Here is a 614-nt window from a genome sequence, read left to right as displayed (position 1 = left end):
GACGTCGGCCGCTGGCGGAGCGAGGCACTGGCCTCGGTGCTGTACGCGGAGAACTGGGCGCTGGCGCTCAGCGCGGTGGACTACTACGCCGCCGACCACTCCACGGCCTCCCCGTTCCAGCACTTCTGGTCCCTGTCGGTGCAGGGGCAGGTGTTCCTGCTGTGGCCGCTGGTCTTCGGCGCGGCGTGGTGGCTCCACCGGAGGGCGGGCTGGCGGCCGGTGCCGGTCCTGACGGCACTGTTCGGCGCGGTGTTCGCGACCTCCCTCGCCTGGTCGGTGCACTCGACCGCCACGAACCAGGAGTTCGCCTACTTCGACACCCGCACCCGGCTGTGGGAGTTCGCCCTGGGCTCCCTGCTCGCGCTCGCCCTCCCGCACCTGGACCTGCCGCGGGCGGCGCGGGTGGTGCTGGGCTGGGCCGGGATGCTGAGCATGGTCTCGGTCGGGGTGCTCGTCGACGTCCAGGGGGCGTTCCCGGGCTGGATCGCGCTGTGGCCGCTGGCCTCCGCGGCGGCGATCGTCGTGGCCGGGCGCTCGGGCTCGCCGCTCGGCCTGGACCGGATCCTCGCCTCCCGGCCCCTCGTGCGGCTGGGCGACTCGGCCTACGCCCTGTA

The 614-nt window shown here is 74.1% G+C and carries 1 protein-coding gene; it reads left to right on the top strand.

The window, feature by feature from the left end; all coding sequences use genetic code 11:
• Positions 1 to 614: acyltransferase family protein (locus RCG67_RS17020; protein ID WP_368827980.1), on the top strand; the 614-nt coding region annotated here is incomplete at both ends.

The sequence above is a fragment of the Kocuria cellulosilytica genome, from assembly GCF_040981245.1.
In the GTDB taxonomy this organism is placed as follows: Bacteria; Actinomycetota; Actinomycetes; order Actinomycetales; family Micrococcaceae; genus Kocuria; species Kocuria cellulosilytica.
Note: the sequence above shows the minus strand (reverse complement) of the source record. Positions and strands in the feature narration are given on the sequence as shown.